The sequence below is a fragment of the Salinispora fenicalii genome (assembly GCF_000514815.1).
GTDB classification, from domain to species: Bacteria; Actinomycetota; Actinomycetes; order Mycobacteriales; family Micromonosporaceae; genus Micromonospora; species Micromonospora fenicalii.
The window spans coordinates 194,196-210,594 of record NZ_AZWQ01000015.1; the positions used below are offsets into that span (position 1 = coordinate 194,196).

The following is a 16,399-nucleotide window of genomic DNA, read 5'->3' on the forward strand; positions in this document are numbered from 1 at the left end:
CGTCGCCGCGGAGAGCCGGTTGAGCACGCGAGCGCGACCGCTTCCTGGGCGGGTAACGGGTCGACTCGAATGGGTTAAGCTCCTTCGATCGATCGAGGTTACTGGGAGGTAGCATGTCGGAGCAGCGGGTCGCGATCGTGACCGGCGCGGCGCGGGGCATTGGGGCGGCCACCGCTCGGCGGTTGGCCGTCGACGGGTTGGCCGTCGCGGTGGTGGACATCGACGAGTCCGCGACCGGTGCCACCGTCGCCGCCATCGCGGAGGCGGGTGGGCGGGCGCTCGGCGTCGGCGCGGACGTGTCGGATCGGTCCCAGGTGGAGGCGGCCGTCGAGCGGATCGCCGCCGATCTTGGCGCGCCCACCGTCCTGGTCAACAACGCCGGTGTGCTGCGGGACAATCTGCTCTTCAAGATGTCCGACGCGGACTGGGACATGGTGCTGGGCGTGCACCTGCGGGGTGCCTTTCTGTTTAGCCAGGCCACCCAGCAGCACATGGTCGAGCAGCGGTGGGGCCGGATCATCAACCTTTCCAGCACCTCCGCGCTCGGTAACCGGGGGCAGGCGAACTACGCCGCGGCCAAGGCCGGTCTGCAAGGCTTCACGAAGACCCTCGCGATCGAGTTGGGCCCGTTCGGGGTGACGGTCAACGCGGTCGCTCCGGGTTTCATCGTCACTGACATGACCGCGGCGACCGCTGCCCGGATGAAGGTCGACTTCGAGGCGCTGCAGAAACACGCGGAGGCGGAGATCCCGGTCCGCCGGGTGGGCCGCCCGGAGGACATCGCGCACACCATCTCGTTCCTGGCCAGTGCGGGCGCGTCGTTCGTCTCCGGGCAGGTCCTCTACGTGGCCGGCGGGCCGAAGGACTGATCCGGCGCGAACTGGGACGGCCTCGGCCGGCTGGCCGCAGCCCGGTCGAGGTCGTGGCGGGTACGCCAGAGCCAGAGCAGACCGAGCACCGGCAGCACCAGCGGGATGTAGCCGTACCCGCTGCCGAAGCCGGACCAGACCGTCTCGTCCGGGAACCACTCCGGCCGGGCCTGGCTGACCGCACCGACACCCAGCACCCCGACCAACTCGACCGTGCAGCAGGCCAGTGCGATCAGTCGGCCGGTGCGCCCGGCCCGACCCAGCCCCACCGCCGCCACGATGTAGACCGTCGCGGCGAAGGCGGAGAGGAGGTACGCCATCGGTGCCGCCTCGAACCTGGTGACGATCTGGAGGCCGGCCCGGCTGGTGGCGGCGATAGCGAAGAGCAGGTAGACCGCGATCAGGAGGCGGCCGGGTCCGGTATTGGTCCGCGTCCGCTCAGCGGGTTGCGTCCGCTCAGTGCGTTGCGTCCGCTCAGTGCGTTGCGTCCGCTCAGCGGGTTGCGGGCGCTCGGCAGGCCGTGGGTCAGGCACCGAGCACCGTCCAGGTCTGCTGGAGCCGGACCAGAACCACCGGGGTGACCAGGCAGATTGTGCAGACGATGGCCGACCCCCACCGGGTGGGCTCCATCCGGGCCAGCACCCAGGCCAGCGGGGGCAGGCAGACCAGGGTGGCTAGGTAGCCGAAGAAGGATCCCGGTTCGTCCGGCCGCTGGCCATCGCCGAGGGCGATCAGGGTGACGACGGTGAGCACGAGCAGAGCCGCTTCCAGCACGGCTAGGCCGGCGAACTGCGCCCGGTCGGGGGCACGGTGCCGCAGCGTCGCCACGAGGGCCCAACCCGCGACGAGGAGGGAGAGCACGATCGGGATGGTGGCGAGGGGTCCGTCGACTGGAAGGTCGGCCGCAGCGCTGGTGGTCGCGCTCGCTTCGGTCACCGGCACACTCTACTAATCCGGGTAGTACACCCGCCGGTGGCGTCCTTTCCCCGCCCGATAGCGTTGTCTGCGACGCTGCGGTGGGTCGCGGTGCCGACAGTTGGAGGTTCGTGATGCGGTTCGGGTTGTTTGGTACCGGGCACTGGGCGGGCGAGGCGCACGGAGCAGGCCTGGCTGCCCATCCCCGTACCGAGTTGGTCGGGGTCTGGGGACGGGATCCGGCCAAGGCCGTGGCGCTCGCCAAACAGTACGGGGTGCCGGCGTTTGACGACGCCGACGCGCTCATTGAGGCGTGCGAGGCCGTGGCAATAGCCCTGCCGCCAGATGTGCAGGTCGAGCTGGCGACCCGGGCCGCCGCAGCGGGACGGCACCTGCTACTCGACAAGCCGCTCGCGTTGACCCTCGCGGACGCCGATCGCCTCGTCGCCACGGCCCAGGCTGCCAATGTCGCCTCGCTGGTCTTCTTCACCCAGCGTTATCACCAGAACGTCACCTCCTTCCTCGCCGCCACCGCCGCGGACGGCGGCTGGCAGCACGCCGAGGCGACCCTCTTCACCTCGATTTTCGGGCCCGACAGCCCATACGCGGGCTCTACCTGGCGGCGTGAGCACGGCGGGCTCTGGGATATTGGCCCGCACGCGCTGTCCCTGATCCTGCCGGTCATGGGGCGAGTCACCCGGGTCGCGGCGATGGACGGCCCCCGGGGTCTGGTGCACCTGCTGCTTTCCCATGACAACGGCGCCACGAGCAGACTGTCGCTCACCCTGGATGCCCCCAGCGGAGTGGTCCGCCAGGAAATCGTCTTCTACGGCGAGAGCGGCATCGAGGCTGCTCCCCACGGCAACGGCACCCTGGCCGGGGCATTCGGGACGGCGATCGATCAGCTCCTGGCGGAGATCGACTCGGGGACCCGGGATCACCGCCTCGACGTCCGGTTCGGTCGTGAGGTGGTGGCCATCCTGTCGGCGGCGGAGACGGCCCGCGCCGAATCCCGCACCGTTGAGGTGCCCGCGTAGCGCCGCCCAGCGCGTCCTGACCGCCGCCGTTACGGCGAAAATCAGTGCCGCCGCCGGTATGGCGAAATCTGTTGATCGGGATGACCCGGGCGACTACAGTCCGGGCCATGTCCGCGTACCCCCTGACTGAGTGGGCCGCCGTGCCGGCTGCCCACGGGCCGCTATTGGTGGCCCGCCCGCGCGTTCGGCGTCCGGCCCCGGCCGGCGCCCGCCGCGCCTGACCCAACTGCGCACCGCGCGCCAGCGCCGAGGGCCGTCCGAGTCCCGATCCACCCGGACAGGCCCCGATTCCGGCTGCCTGTCCAGCGTCGCCACCGGGCGACAGACAGGACGACGATCCATGGCGCCCCGCCGTACCCGCGCAACCGAACGCGACCGGTCCCGTCGCGTACTCTCCCAGAACTTTCTCGTTGATCCGGCCGCGATCAACCGGCTGACCCGGGCGGCCCAGCCCGACCCGGACCGCCTCCTGCTGGAGGTGGGTGCCGGGCGGGGCCAGTTGACCCGGCTGCTCGCCGCCCGCAGCCGTCGCCTCATCGCCTACGAGGTGGACCCGGTCGCCGCCGCGGAACTGGTCCGAAGCTGTGCGGATCTGCCCTCCGTGACCTGTCGGCAGGCCGACTTCCTGACCGCCCCGCCACCAGGGGCACCGTTCGACGTGGTCGGCAACATTCCGTGGTCGCTGACCTCCGCCGTGGTCCGCTGGTGTCTGGCCGCGCCGGGCCTGCGCGTGGCCACCCTGCTCACCCAACTCGAGTACGCCCGCAAGCGCAGCGGTGACTACGGGCGGTGGACGCGGTTGACCGTGGACAGCTGGCCGGAGTTCAGCTGGCGGTTGGCCGGGCGGGTACCCCGGACGGCGTTTCGTCCGATCCCGCGGGTGGACGCCGGCATCCTGCGGATCGAGCGCCGCCGGGAGCCGCTGCTGCCGGTGGCGGCGTTGCCCGCGTACCGCCGGTTGGTCGAGTTGGGCTTCGACGGCGTCGGCGGCTCGCTCGCGGCGTCGTTGGGTCGCCGCTACCCGCGGGCGCGGCTGGCGGCGGCGCTGCGCGCGACCCGACTCGATCCGGCGACCCCGGTGGGTCAGGTCTGGCCGGAGCAGTGGCTGGTGCTGTTCCGCCTGCTGCGGCCCTAGCGCATGTTCAGCGCCGCAGCTAGCTCGCCCGGGGAGTCGAAACTCGCCTCTGGCAGCAGCCGCAGCGCCTGCAACATCTCCGAGCTCACCCCGTTCTCCTGGCCCCACCGGACTAGGTCCTCGCGGGAGACGGGGTAGTCGAGGGCGGCGATGTAGTCCTGCAACTGTGCGCCGGAGACGGTCATGTGCCTGGATTCCCGCTCCGCGTGCCGGCACACCGGTTTGGCACCCGGGGCGCCGGGTAGCCGCCCGGCATGCTGGTGCAGCGGCTCGGCGCCCCGAGTGATTTTGACCCGTTGTTGGAGCGCGCCCGGGACGCCCGGATCGTGATGCTCGGGGAGGCGACCCACGGCAGCCATGACTACTACCGGCTGCGTGGGGAGCTGACCCGGCGGTTGATTGCCGAGGGGGGCTTCTCCTTCGTCGCGGTGGAGGGGGACTGGCCGGACTGCGACCGGGTGCATCGCTCGGTCACGGCCGCCCCCGACGCCGCCGTCGAACCGCAGGCCGCCCTCGAGCGGTTCGAGCGGTGGCCCACCTGGATGTGGGCGAACGCGGAGGTAGCCCGCTTCTGCCGCTGGCTGCGGGAGTGGAACGGGCAACGGCCCGCGCCGGAACGGGTCGGCTTCCACGGGTTGGACGTCTACAGCCTGTGGGAGTCGATGCAGGCCATCTTCGACTACCTGGGGGAGGAGGAGCCCGGAGCACTGGACGCCGTGCAGGACGCCTATCGGTGCTTCGAGCCGTACGGGCGGCGGATCGAGGAGTACGGCACAGCGAGCCGGTTCGTCTCCGCGCGCTGTGAGGACGAGGTGGTCTGCCTGCTGGCGCGGATTCGGGAACGCGCGGCGACCGACGGCGCGGACGCCTTCTCGGCCTGGCAGAACGCGGAGGTCGTCTCCGGCGCGGAGCGGTACTACCGGGCCATGGTCGGCGGCGGACCGCAGTCGTGGAACATCCGGGACAACCACATGGCCGACACGCTGGATCGGCTGCTGGAGCGTTACGGCCCGGGGGCGCGTGGGGTGGTGTGGGCCCATAACACCCACGTCGGGGACGCACGGGCAACCGACATGGTTGCGGACGGCATGGTGAGCCTCGGCCAACTGGCCCGGGACCGGCACGGCCGGGCCGGTGTCGTCCTGGTCGGGTTCGGCAGCCATCTGGGCACGGTGGTCGCCGCGCCGCACTGGGGCTCGCCGGCCGAGAAGATGAACGTTCCGCCGGCCCGGGAGGGGTCGTTGGAACGGCGGCTACATGAACTGCTGCCGGAACAGGCAGTACTGATCTTCGGCGGCGCCGACCAGCCCGGTTGGGTGACCGAGCCGCTGGACCACCGCGCGATCGGGGTGGTCTACAACCCCTCGTTCGAGTCCTGGGGTAACTATCAGCCGACGCGGCTGGGCGAGCGGTACGACGGGTTTGTCTGGTGCGACGAGGCGACCGCCCTGGACCCGCTCCCCGCTCGGGGCACCCGTGGTGAGCTGGAGACGTACCCGGCCGGGGTGTAGCGGGGACGTATGCCGACGGGCGGCGTGCAGGGCCTCTGGTCCCGGCGTAGCACGGGAAGGCCTCCGAGACCCCCGCGTAGCACGGGAAGGCCCCCGGGCCCGCGTAGCACGGGAAGGCCCCTTGCCCGGCGCAGGATGCGCCGGGCAAGGGGCCGCTGCACGGACCTCAGGTGCGGGCGGGCTCCTGCTCCGCCAGGTGGTTACGCAGTCCCTCACCCTCCACGTCCACGTTGGGCAGGACCCGGTTCAGCCAGCGCGGCAGCCACCAACCGGCGTCGCCGAGCAGGGACATGACCGCCGGCACGATCGTCATCCGGACCACGAATGCATCGATGGCGACGCCGACCGCCAGCGCGAAGCCCATCGACTTGATGACCGGGTCTTCCATGAAGATGAAGCCACCGAAGACGGCGATCATGATGAGCGCGGCCGCGGTGACCACCCGGGCACCGTGCCCCATCCCGTTGATGGTGGCCTGCCGGGCGGTGTCACCGTGGACGAAGTCCTCCCGCATCCGGGAGACGAGGAAGACCTCGTAGTCCATCGCCAGGCCGAAGAGGATACCGATGAGCAGGATCGGCAGGAAGCTGATCAGCGGCCCCGGTGTGTCCAGACCGACCAACTCGGCGAGGTGGCCCTGCTGGAAGACCGCGACGGTGAGTCCGAAGGTGGCCGCCACGGTGAGCAGGAAGCCCAGCGCGGCCTTCACCGGCACCAGCAGCGAGCGGAACACCAGCATCAACAGCACGATCGACAGCCCGACCACCAGGAGCAGATAGATCGGCAGGGCGTCGGCGAGCTTCTCCGAGACGTCGATGCCGATCGCGGTCACTCCGGTGAGAAGCACGTCCACGCCCTGGATGCCGTCGACCGAGCCGCGGATGTCGTCCACCACCTGCTCGGTCGCCGGGTCGGTGGGCCCGGTCTCCGGGATCACGCCGAGCAGGGCGGTCTGCCCGTCCGGACTCAGCTGCGGCGGCGTCACGGCCAGGACGTTGTCGGTGTCCTGAACCAGGGCCGTGACCTGGGGTATGGCCGCCGCCGTCGCCTCCGGGCTGTCCCCGGCCACCACGATCGCCAGCCGACCGGTGAAGCCCGGCCCGAAGCCCTCACTGATCAGGTCGTAGGAGACCCGGGCCGGTGAGCCGACCGGCGCGGTCCCCTGGTCCGGGAGGGCCAGCCGCATGTCGGAGGTGGGCAGCGCGAGCGCGCCCAGCCCGAGCAGGCCCACCAGGATCACCGGCACCCGGAATCGGATAGCCAACCGGGCCCAGCGGAAGCCGAACGTGGAACGGTCCTCGGTCGGCACGGATGTGTCTGTTCCCGGCTCGGTCGGGGCGACTCCGTACTGGTGCCGTTGCTTGCGGCGGAGCACCCGCCGGCCGGCGAAGCCGAGCAGCGCCGGCTGCAGGGTGAGGGCGACCAGCACGGCGACGACGACCGTTCCGGCGGCGGCCAGACCCATCACGGTCAGGAATGGGACGTTCACTACCGCCAGGCCGGAGAGCGCGATGACCACGGTGGCACCGGCGAAGAGCACAGCAGAGCCGGCGGTGCCGACCGCGCGGCCGACTGCCTCGTCCGGCGGCAGCCCCTCGAGCAGGTTCTGTCGGTAGCGGGAGGTGATGAAGAGCGAGTAGTCGATGCCGACCGCGAGACCGAGCATCAGGGCGAGGATCGGCGCGGTGCTGGTCAACTCGACCACGCTGCTGAGTGCGAACAGCGCGGCCATGCCGACGCCGACCCCGATCAGCGCGTTCAGCATGGTCATGCCCGCCGCCACCAGTGAGCCGAAGGTGATGACCAGGACGATCGCCGCGATCACCACGCCGATCGCCTCGGACGAGCCGAGCTCCGGTTCGGCGTTGAGTACCTCACCGCCGGGGGCTACCTGCCAGCCCTGCGCCTTGGCCGCGGCGCCGACCTGCTCGTACGCCTCCCGCTCCTCGTCGGTGACCTTGTCGGCGCCCTCAGCGAACTGGACCTGGATCAGCCCGTACTGGCCGTCGGGGCTGATGGCCTGGGCCGTGAGCGGGTCAACCGCGCCGACCACGCCGGGCAGCGTCGCGGCCTCCTGGGTCACCTCGGTGGCCACCGCCTGGCCCTGTGGCGTGCCGAGCAGCCCCGGCTGTGGAGCCTTGATTGCGATCGTGCCGGTGGCGCCGCTGGCCGCCGAGAACTGCTCATCGAGCAGGTCCTTCGCCTGCTGCGACTCAGTGCCGGGCATGCTGAAGTCGCTCGCCGTCGGGCCGCGCAGGGTCAGGGCCGCCAGGCCGAGACCGACGAGCACGACGAGCCAGATCGTGGCGACGAGGCGTCTTTTGCGCATCGCGCCGCGGCCGAGCCGGTAGAGCAGGGTCGACATGGGTCGGTGTCCTCCGTCGTGATTGGTTGGGTCAGGTGACCGGTTCGAGTGCCCGGCGGACCAGCGCGAGCAGCGCCGGACGTAGTTCCGCCTCGGGGAGGTCGATGAATTCCCCGCACGTCTCGGCGATGCCGGCGAGGATCACCAGCGCCGCGACCCGGGCAGCCGGGCGGTCGGAGTGTCCGGCAAAGGCGCGGACGAGCCGATCCGGGATGTGTTGTAGGTGGCTGAAGGGTGGTTGCTGGAGCAGGCCGGGGAACTCACCGCGGAGGAACGCGGTCTCGCGGCGGAACTGGACGGCCAGGTCGACGAAGCCCTCGGCCGCGACCCGTTGCGCCTCGGCCGGGCTGCTCACGGCGGCGATGCGCTCGTCGAGGGCCCGTAGCTGGTCGATCGGCCGGGCTACCAGTTCGGCAAGAATGGCCTTCTTGTCGGTGAAATGGTAGAGCACCGCCGCCTTCGAACAGCCCACGTCTGCCGCGATGTCCTGCAACGACGTGCCCCGGTAGCCGGATTGCGCAAACCGTCGCCCCGCCGCCGCGAGAATATCGTCGTGCCGCTCGGGCGCTGCCCGTGTCATGTCGGTCCCACCTCCTCGAACAGCATGCCTGACCGATCGGTCAGATGCCGACTGATGGGCAAACCAGTGGCGTTCGCCACACGCAGGTAGGTCCGTTTGGCCGTGTCGAAGGAACTTCGGGCGATGCTCTGGCGGTGGCTGCCGGTTCCGGGCCGAGGGGCTGGCCGACATGTTCGTGTTGACGGCCGGGCGTGTTGACCGCCGTCTCGGCTGCCGGCAGGGTGATCAGATGGGCAAGGTCGAGGAGACCCGGGACGGGGTCGCACTGACTAACCTGAATCAGCCGCTCTTCGACGGGGCGGGCGCGACAAAGCGTGACCTGGTGAACTACCTGGATGCAGTGCGCGATCGAATCCTGCCGCACCTGCGGGAACGGCCGCTGTCGGTCATGCGGGTACGCCCCGGGCAGCCCCCGTTCATGCAGAAGAACCTGCCGAAGTACACCCCGGACTGGGTTCCTCGTACGGGGGTGTGGGCGGCAGCATCGCACCGCGAGATCTCGTACGCCCTCTGCGGCGACCGACGTACGTTGCTCTGGCTCGCCAACCAGCGGGCGGTGGAGTTCCACCCCACCCTCGCCACGGTCGCTGCCCTGCAGTGCCCGACCCATCTCGTGCTCGACCTGGACCCGCCGGAGGGCGCCCCGTTCGAGGTGGCGGTGGCCGCGGCCCTTCTGGTCCGGCGGGCGCTCGCCGGTGCCGGGCTGGCCGGGGCGGTGAAGACCAGCGGCGCCAAGGGGGTACACGTGTTCGTGCCGGTGACGGCGGAGGCGACGGCGGAGGAACTGGCCGCCGCCACCCGCGCGCTCGCGCTTCGGGCGGCACGCCTCGACCCGGACCTCGCGACGACCGCCTTCATCCGGGAGGACCGGAGTGGGAAGGTCTTCATCGACTCCACCCGAGCGGGTGGGGCGACGGTGGTGGCCGCCTACAGCCCGCGGCTACGGCCGGGCGTGCCGGTTTCGTTCCCGGTGCCCTGGGACACCCTGCCGTCGGTCACGCCCGCCGACTTCACGATTCAGACCGTGCCCGCCCTGGTCGCCGCGGGGGACCGATGGGCGGACGGAATGCCCACGGCGCAACGGCTCCCGGCCGACCTCGTCGCCGAGGGGCGCACCATCCCGGTGGCTCGGGTGCAGGCGATGCAGGAGGGGAAGCGTCGGGCCCGTGCCCGCCGGGCCGCCGGCTGAGTGTGCCGGTCGTGGTGAATGGCGGGCCGCCGGCTGAGTGCCGGTCGTGGTGACCACCGGGGCCGCCGGCTAAATGCCCGTCGTGGTGACCACCGGGGCCGCTGGCTAAATGCCCGTCGTGGTGACCGCCGGGCGTTCGATGCCGTTCGGATGCCGTACCCCGTTCCGTTCGTCGCAGCTCAGCTGACCGCCGCATCGAGGACGTCCGCGAGATCAGCCGGGGCGGACAACATCGGCCAGTGCCCCGTGTGCAGGTCGAAACGCCGCCACGGCGGCTGGTTGAGGGATGCCAGGATCGGTATTCCAGCGTGCAACAACTCCCGGAAGTCGTTGCACGTGACGAGGACGCGGTCGACGTCGGGGTGGGGTTCGGCTGGGCCAGCGAGCCGTTGCTCGTAGGTCCCGAATGGCTGGGCGGTAGCACGTGCCCGCAGCAGCTCCCGGTTGCTTTGGTCGAGTCCGTCGAGACTGCTGGACATTCCCAGGACTTCAAAGGGGGGCATCGGTAGTAGCCACCCCCCGCCATCCGCTGCGACCTGTTGGCGCAGCTGGTCGGCAGCCTCCGGTGGCATCAGGTCGAGCATGCGCATGCCCGTGGCGAACGGAGCGCTGTCCACGTACACCAAACGCTTCAGCCGTTCACCGAGTTGTGCGGCTGCTCCGGTGACGGGAGCGCCCGCGTAGCTATGGGCGACCAGGGTGACGTCGTGCAGGTCACGTCGCTCGATGAAGTCGACTATGTCTGTGATGTGGGTTTCTAGGTTTGTCTCCGGGGTGCCCCGGTCGGCGTACTCGCCGAGGCCGGTCAGCGTCAGCGGAAGCGTCGTGTGCCCGCGCTCGGCTAGAGCGTGCGCGGTGTCTTTCCAGGCCCATGCGCCGAGCCAGGCGCCGGGAACGAGGACGAAGGTGGCCATGTGATCTCCCTGAGGTGAAGTGTCGTAAGCGTAGGATCAATACAGGACAGATCTCGCCCGGATATGTTGAGTGACCCATGTCTCATCCGCTCACCCGCATCTTGACCCTGCTGGAACTCCTGCAGTCGCACCCGCGGCTAGCCGGTCGGGAACTGGCCGATCGGCTCGGCACTGACGTTCGCACGGTCCGTCGCTACGCCGCGCACCTGCGCGATCTCGGGATCCCGGTAGAGGCCGAACGGGGACGCCACGGCGGCTACTACCTAGCCTGCGGCTATCGGATGCCGCCCTTGGTCCTCACCAACGACGAGGCCCTCGCCGTTGTCGTGGGACTGCTCGCCGCGGAGCGGCTGGGCATGAGCATGACCACCCCGGCGCACTCGGGCGCCCTGGCCAAGGTCGAACGGGTCCTTCCGCATGGCCTGCGGGAGCCGCTGGCCGCCATCCGGGAGACCCTGTCCTTCACGACGAATGCGGTGACCGCACAGGCTCCCGAGGCGGGCGTGCTGCTGGCCCTGGCCCAGGCGTCGCGCGCCCACACGGCTGTCCGCATGAGCTACCTGTCCTGGCAACAGGAGCAGACCGAACGCGACCTCGATCCCTACGGTGTCGTCTTCCATCGCGGCCGCTGGTATGTGGTCGGACGCGACCACCGGTACGACAGCCTGAGAACCTTTCGGATCGACCGGATCGTTTCGCTTGCAACTGGTACGCAGACCTTCACGGTGCCGGACGGTTTTGACCCCGTCACCCATCTGACGTCGGCGCTTGCTCGTGTTCCGTACCGCTGGGAGGTCGAAGTCCTCATCCACGGACCGCTGGACGACGTCGCCCGCCGACTGCCGCGCTCCGCCGTGACCCTCGAGGCAGATGTCGCCGGTGTCGTGATGCACGCGCGGGCCGAGCGCCTGGACGGCATGGCCCGCCTGCTGGCCGCGCTGGAATGGCCCTTCACCATCCGCCGCCCCGACGAGTTACGGCCGGCGCTGAGGAGCCTGGCTGACCAGCTCACGGCAGCCGCAGACCGGGTGGCGAACAAGCCGTCGTAGCGGGATAACGCGACCCGTCGCGATGCCGTCGGCATCGGACGTGTCCGTTCGGGATTCCGGTGTGGCCGTCGGTCGGGGGCTGGGGAGTGCGGCGATTTTCATGTTTGGCCGTTGGGTGTGATCGAGGTTGTTAGATGGTGGTCCGGTCTTTGTAGGCGGGATCAGGGCGTTGAGGGCCTTGCCTCAACCGTGGACCCGGCCGGTGATGCTCCCACTCTTGTGTCTCTGCCCGACGATGAGGTGCAGAACCTTCGTCGCGGCCTGTTCCGTTGGGCAGTGCCCGCGCCGGCGGGCGGCTTGCCGGAACCGGGCGTTCAGGCTCTCGATGATGATGATGATGATGAAGAAGAAGAAGAAGAAGATCTTGCGGACCTCGTGGTCGTAGTCCAGGAACGGCACGAACTGTGGCCCACGAGGTGCGTCACAGCCGGATCACGGCCGGGTAGCGGTCGCTGAACTCGGCGGCGAACGCCTCGAAGCGGGCCTCGGCGGCGGCTGTGTACGTGGTGGAGATCTCCCGCAATGGCCGACGCGCCTATCGCTCCAAAAAGAAGATAAAGACTACCGGTAAGCCAATAAAGCGGCCGAGTGCTTAGCTTCGACCACCGTTTCCACAGTGCCTATCGGGCGTTACGCAAGATTCAGAAAGTTGTTAAAGCTGCTATATGTTAAGGCGGATCAACCTGATGAAAAGAAAGGATTCGATTTTAGTGCTATTGATGTTGCCAGCAATGTGAGATCCGGCCTCCAGTATGTAAAAGAGCCGGGCTATGAATCTCCGAGGATTCGGGAATACCGCCCGACTCGCGGCGACGGAATGCATGCGCTGTGCAGACGCGATTCGGGGAGGGTGGCAGGGTTCGTGTGCTCGACCGGGTAACCAGTGCACGGTACTTTAGTCGGACTGGTTTTGTCTCGATGGCTGTCGACGGTGTCTTCACTTCTAGTGATGAGCGCAGCGATGGTGCGTCTGAAGCTGCTGCAGCTACTGTGGCAGGTGCTGGTGCAGTTGGAGGAATGACCGGTGCTTGGGTGGGCGCACAAGCGGGCGCTGCAATTGGCGCTGCCGTCGGCGGGCCGGTGGGCACTCTCGTAGGCAGTGCAGTAGGTGCCTTGGCCGGAGGAATTATAGCAAGCGAGCTCGGCAAGGGGTTCGGGAGGGAAGTCAGTTCATGGTTCTTGTTCCCTGAACTCCTTGGATCCGACGAAGCGGAGGAAGCGTGACAGCGGTGGTTGCTGGGGTGGAAGCCTCAATCGAGGTTCCTGAATTCGCATTAGTTGACGTCATCCAAAAGGGGTTCGTAGCACTTACGCTGCTATCGGCGTTGTCGGCCGCGACAATTTACTGGTTCAACCGACCTCGCTTTCTGGTTCCTGCCCGCTATCGTAATGATCGCGGCCGGTGGGCCGATCGGGCCGTACGGCGTGGACGATAGACCGAATCGAACGTATCGGTGACGCCCGTCGGACACTCGAACGGTGCCTCTATCCGAGTACACGTCGAGCACGTTGCTGGGCGTAGCGGCTCGTCATCCAAGCCGTTCGGGTCATCCGTGCGAGACGGCGAGGGCAAGCAAGTCTATTTAGTTCGGTGGAAGAGTGATGACCGTGGTGATCTTACGGCCCAGTTCGTCGGCGATGTGGGATTTGGGTATTCCAACACTGGCCCGGCGACGTGGCCAGCTCACCCGGGTCGTCGTGCCGTGATCGCCCTACACGTGACTTCCGCTGGAACCGGCTCGGGCTGCCCACCGCGGCCCAGTCTGCTCTCGCGTGAGCCGCCACCGAAGCTGTCTTCGGCACCGCGCCTGCGCCATCAGCCACAGCAACACCGCCTGTCCCAGCTACAGTTGGCCGACGTATGACCCGCAGGGCGGACGACGGGCATAGACCGACCCTCTGGCCTGACCGCGGACCATTGGGCTTTCGCCGCCTGTTTGTGACTCAACTCTGGATGGTATGACGGCCAGAAATGACGTCATCTGGACAGCAAATGAGCCCGCCGGCTTAGTCGCCGTCGAGTTCGTGGGCACCTACCACTGGTCGTTGCGTGATCGCGCCAGCCCGTAGGTTGCTTCGATGACTAATGAGCCCACTGGTGCGAGACAATTCTGTGAGGTGCCCCCGGCAGGATTCGAACCTGCGCTCCCGCCTCCGGAGGGCGGTGCTCTATCCCCTGAGCTACGGGGGCTCAGCGACTGGAGAAGAGTAGCAAACCCTTGCCGCGATCACCGAATCGGTATGCACGGATACGCTCCAGTCGCCCCGCGTCCGGCCGAACTCGGGGTCACGCGGCGACGGCGCGACCGCAGCTCGGCAACGGGTGTAGCGCGATGCGGCGGGGTAGCCGACGTGGCCACTCATTGCGGGGCCAGGAGCCGTCCACGATCAGGTGGACGGCGCGTTGCTCCGCCCCGCTGAGTCGGAGTACGAAGTCGCGGGGGAGTGGGGGGTCCACCGACGGTGTAGTGATCATGAATTGGACCCGTCCCCGAGATGACACCGCGGAGATGATGTCGGCCGCCGGCATCGTGCCGCGCAGCCGGATCCGGCCGATCCAATGCACGTCGGCCAGGTGCTCCTGAGCGGCCCGAATGATCGCTGGGTATTCGGTGCGTACCCAGCGCTCCACCGCGCCAACGCAGAGCCCACAGGCGCGCTCGCGCGGCTCCCGTGGGCCGAGCCCCCACGCCCGCAAGTACGCCCCGACGGCGCCGGGGTCGAGCGGCAACCCGAACTGGTTCTGGATGAGGGTGTGGAGCCCCTGTCGCGTCCAGAGCTCCTCGTCCAAGCCGAACGCGTCGGGGTAGCTGCCCCGCAAGGTGTCGATCAGCTCGAGTTCCTGTTCGCGGCTGAGCGCTCCCGGCTCGCTCTGCCGCACTCCGCGACGGACGGCCGCCACCGCCCCGTCACCGCCGATTGTGTGGCGCCGACACCAACTGGTGACCGAGCGCCGTGCGTCTCTCAGTGCAACACCCACGTCCTACGCAACGAGCTCGAATCGCAACTGGTCACGATATGTGGGGAGAAACTTCTCTTTGAGATGTATTCGCCCGGAGAGGGATCAAACTCTCGAATCGGACTTAACGCCTCAGCTGGGTGGCCACCCTGCCCGTGAGAGTGAGACGGACTCGGTGGGCCCGGAAGCCGTGCCCGCGGAGCGCGCCTCTGACCATGACAAACGACCCGCACCACCCGGTGGTGGTGCGGGTCGCGGGACGGCCCAGCCGCCCAATCAGCCCTGAATGCGCTCGAGTGCGTTGCGCAGGTTGGTCAGATCTGTCTGCTGGGTGTTCTTCATGGTCTGCGCGGTCTGGACCACGTCCTCCTCGTCGCTCTGGTCAAGCAGCGCATCAACCATGTGAATGCCGCCGATGTGGTGCGTGATCATCAGCTCGAGAAAGAGGACATCCAACTCCGTGCCCCGGGCCTCCCGAAGCTGTGTCATCTGCTCCGCAGTGGCCATCCCCGGCATCAGCCCGTCGCGGATCATCTCGGTGCCGTCCGGCAGCCACGCCATCCGCGGTTCGGAGCCGGTCGGGTCCAGCTCCCACGACCGCAGCCAGGCCTGCATGATGCCGATGTCCCCCTGCTGACCGAGGGCGATGTCGCTGCCGATCGTCTGGACCTCCCGGTCCGTGCCGTTCTTGAAGGCGATCAGCCCCATCTCCACCGCCTGGGCGTGGTGGGTGGTCATGTCCCGAGCGAAGCCCGCCTCGGCAGAGGTGTCCCCCGGCCGATTGAAGTCGGGGGTGAGTAGGCCGCCCGCGTATCCGAGCAGGAGGCCGATCACGATGGCGATCGCCATCGCCGCCGTGCCGAACTGGGTAGCGGGGCGACGGGCGGCACTGTCGGCGGGCGGAGCCCCGTCCGGCTTTTCTTCGAGGGTCGTGAGGGCGGTCATCCCGGCTCCTTTACTACTGCGGCATCTGCGGGCCGAGCTCCCGCGGTGTGGTGCCGGTGGCGGTGACGCCCTGGGCGCAGAGGGCGGTGGGGCCCTCGACGGATGCGTTGACCTTCAGCGTCTTGATGAAGTCGTCGATTCGGCCGTCGTCGGCGTTGTCGACCTTGAGTTGGTAGCCCCAGGCCTGGAGCGAGATCGCCTTGTCCAGTCCTTCGAAGGGGCTGAGGAAGAGCTTCTCGTTGCCGCGCACCCGCTCGGCCAGCTTCTCGACCTGGCCGGCGTCGAGGTCGGGCTGGTAAGTGATCCACACCGCGCCGTGCTCCAGGCTGTGTACGGCGTGCTCGCTGGCGATCGGGGCGTCGTAGATGTCGCCCATGCAGTTCTGCCAGGCGTCGTTGTGTGGGCCGGCGACCGGGGGCAGGACGGAGTACTGGATCGAGCCCTGCTGGTGGTTGCCGCCCGCGACCAGCTCCGGGTCCTTCTCGCGGTAGTTGACGATGCCGGCGATCTCGTTCGCCCGCTCATCCCACGGCTTGGAGCCCTGGAACGTCGCCCAGCCGCCGTAGCCGACGATCGCGACGGCGAGCACGCCGACGGCGACGAAGAGTGCGATCGGTCCCCAGTTGCGTTCCTGGGTCACCTTGACCGGGGTGATCGGCTTGCGTGGCTTCTTGCCGCCGCGCTGGCCGCCCGCTGGTTTGCCGGACCCCGGTCTGCCCCCCGCTGGTTTGCCGGATCCCGGTCTGCCGCCCGCTGGTTTGCCGGATCCGGACTTGCCGCTGGCCGGCCTGCCCCCGGCTGACTTCTTCGCGGTGCTGGCAACGGTCGGGTGGCGTTCCGGGCCGCCCGGGGTGCTGATGCTCATCGTGCCTCGTCAGGTCGGTCGGTCGGGGGATCTGGCGGGCTGGGGTCACATGCTGGGTCGCCGCCG

17 protein-coding genes and 1 tRNA gene are annotated in these 16,399 nt (G+C 68.8%); 7 read left to right on the forward strand and 11 right to left on the reverse strand.

The annotated features are described in order from the left end of the window. Window positions 1–113 precede the first annotated feature (113 nt). On the forward strand, window positions 114–869 hold the full coding sequence (gene fabG, locus B116_RS0105405; protein WP_027659416.1) for a 3-oxoacyl-ACP reductase FabG: 756 nt from the start codon (window positions 114–116) through the stop codon (window positions 867–869). Here fabG and B116_RS0105410 read toward each other — a convergent pair. Together B116_RS0105410 and B116_RS0105415 are read right to left on the reverse strand one after the other, a co-directional pair. Beyond that, complete coding sequence (locus B116_RS0105410) at window positions 842–1,273, reverse strand: hypothetical protein (protein WP_050591831.1); 432 nt, start codon at window positions 1,271–1,273, stop codon at window positions 842–844. The genes fabG and B116_RS0105410 overlap by 28 nt on opposite strands. A 121-nt stretch (window positions 1,274–1,394) precedes the next feature. Continuing rightward, window positions 1,395–1,811, reverse strand: a complete 417-nt coding sequence (locus B116_RS0105415) for a hypothetical protein (protein ID WP_018720440.1) — start codon at window positions 1,809–1,811, stop codon at window positions 1,395–1,397. Between the two features lie 104 nt (window positions 1,812–1,915). Here B116_RS0105415 and B116_RS0105420 point away from each other — a divergent pair, with 104 nt between their 5' ends. Both B116_RS0105420 and erm read left to right on the forward strand, forming a co-directional pair. Continuing rightward, on the forward strand, window positions 1,916–2,821 hold the full coding sequence (locus tag B116_RS0105420) for a Gfo/Idh/MocA family protein (protein ID WP_027659418.1): 906 nt from the start codon (window positions 1,916–1,918) through the stop codon (window positions 2,819–2,821). Window positions 2,822–3,161: 340 nt separating this feature from the next. After that, entirely contained in the window at window positions 3,162–3,956 is a 795-nt protein-coding gene (erm, locus tag B116_RS0105425) for an ErmE/ErmH/ErmO/ErmR family 23S rRNA (adenine(2058)-N(6))-methyltransferase (RefSeq protein ID WP_027659419.1), read from the forward strand. Here erm and B116_RS0105430 read toward each other — a convergent pair. After that, window positions 3,953–4,141 (reverse strand): DUF2795 domain-containing protein, encoded by a 189-nt coding sequence (locus B116_RS0105430; RefSeq protein WP_018720437.1) that lies wholly within the window; start codon window positions 4,139–4,141, stop codon window positions 3,953–3,955. The genes erm and B116_RS0105430 overlap by 4 nt on opposite strands. 69 nt (window positions 4,142–4,210) lie before the next feature. Here B116_RS0105430 and B116_RS0105435 point away from each other — a divergent pair, with 69 nt between their 5' ends. After that, a complete protein-coding gene (locus B116_RS0105435; protein WP_027659420.1) occupies window positions 4,211–5,467 on the forward strand; it encodes an erythromycin esterase family protein in 1,257 nt (418 codons plus the stop codon). Window positions 5,468–5,633: 166 nt separating this feature from the next. Here the strand turns inward: B116_RS0105435 and B116_RS0105440 are convergent, their stop codons facing one another. Together B116_RS0105440 and B116_RS0105445 are read right to left on the reverse strand one after the other, a co-directional pair. After that, window positions 5,634–7,832 carry an MMPL family transporter gene (locus B116_RS0105440; RefSeq protein ID WP_018720435.1) on the reverse strand — a complete coding sequence of 733 codons (2,199 nt, stop codon included), beginning with the start codon at window positions 7,830–7,832 and terminating at the stop codon, window positions 5,634–5,636. Between the two features lie 31 nt (window positions 7,833–7,863). After that, entirely contained in the window at window positions 7,864–8,412 is a 549-nt protein-coding gene (locus tag B116_RS0105445) for a TetR/AcrR family transcriptional regulator (protein ID WP_027659421.1), read from the reverse strand. Window positions 8,413–8,641: 229 nt separating this feature from the next. On the opposite strand from B116_RS0105445, the gene B116_RS0105450 reads away from it, so the two are divergent. Next, window positions 8,642–9,601 carry a non-homologous end-joining DNA ligase LigD gene (locus B116_RS0105450; protein WP_223874505.1) on the forward strand — a complete coding sequence of 320 codons (960 nt, stop codon included), beginning with the start codon at window positions 8,642–8,644 and terminating at the stop codon, window positions 9,599–9,601. Between the two features lie 179 nt (window positions 9,602–9,780). Here B116_RS0105450 and B116_RS0105455 read toward each other — a convergent pair whose 3' ends face one another. Next, on the reverse strand, window positions 9,781–10,515 hold the full coding sequence (locus tag B116_RS0105455; protein WP_027659423.1) for an alpha/beta fold hydrolase: 735 nt from the start codon (window positions 10,513–10,515) through the stop codon (window positions 9,781–9,783). A gap of 77 nt (window positions 10,516–10,592) precedes the next feature. Here B116_RS0105455 and B116_RS0105460 point away from each other — a divergent pair, with 77 nt between their 5' ends. After that, entirely contained in the window at window positions 10,593–11,564 is a 972-nt protein-coding gene (locus B116_RS0105460; protein ID WP_027659424.1) for a helix-turn-helix transcriptional regulator, read from the forward strand. 183 nt (window positions 11,565–11,747) lie between these two features. Here B116_RS0105460 and B116_RS25890 read toward each other — a convergent pair whose 3' ends face one another. Beyond that, the gene (locus B116_RS25890) at window positions 11,748–11,963 is read right to left on the reverse strand and encodes a hypothetical protein (RefSeq protein ID WP_027659425.1); all 216 of its coding nucleotides are present in this window, start codon (window positions 11,961–11,963) and stop codon (window positions 11,748–11,750) included. A 618-nt stretch (window positions 11,964–12,581) separates the two neighbouring features. Here B116_RS25890 and B116_RS28100 point away from each other — a divergent pair. Continuing rightward, entirely contained in the window at window positions 12,582–12,788 is a 207-nt protein-coding gene (locus B116_RS28100; RefSeq protein WP_223874506.1) for a glycine zipper domain-containing protein, read from the forward strand. 895 nt (window positions 12,789–13,683) lie between these two features. Here B116_RS28100 and B116_RS0105475 read toward each other — a convergent pair. The 4 genes from B116_RS0105475 to B116_RS0105490 form a co-directional block, all read right to left on the reverse strand. Then, a tRNA-Arg gene (locus B116_RS0105475) sits at window positions 13,684–13,755 on the reverse strand. Between the two features lie 96 nt (window positions 13,756–13,851). Beyond that, a complete protein-coding gene (locus tag B116_RS0105480) occupies window positions 13,852–14,544 on the reverse strand; it encodes a winged helix-turn-helix domain-containing protein (RefSeq protein WP_033665160.1) in 693 nt (230 codons plus the stop codon). Window positions 14,545–14,799: 255 nt separating this feature from the next. After that, entirely contained in the window at window positions 14,800–15,468 is a 669-nt protein-coding gene (locus B116_RS0105485) for a DUF305 domain-containing protein (protein ID WP_018720428.1), read from the reverse strand. A 13-nt stretch (window positions 15,469–15,481) separates the two neighbouring features. Continuing rightward, entirely contained in the window at window positions 15,482–16,333 is an 852-nt protein-coding gene (locus B116_RS0105490; RefSeq protein WP_026321388.1) for a DUF3105 domain-containing protein, read from the reverse strand. Window positions 16,334–16,399 lie beyond the last annotated feature (66 nt).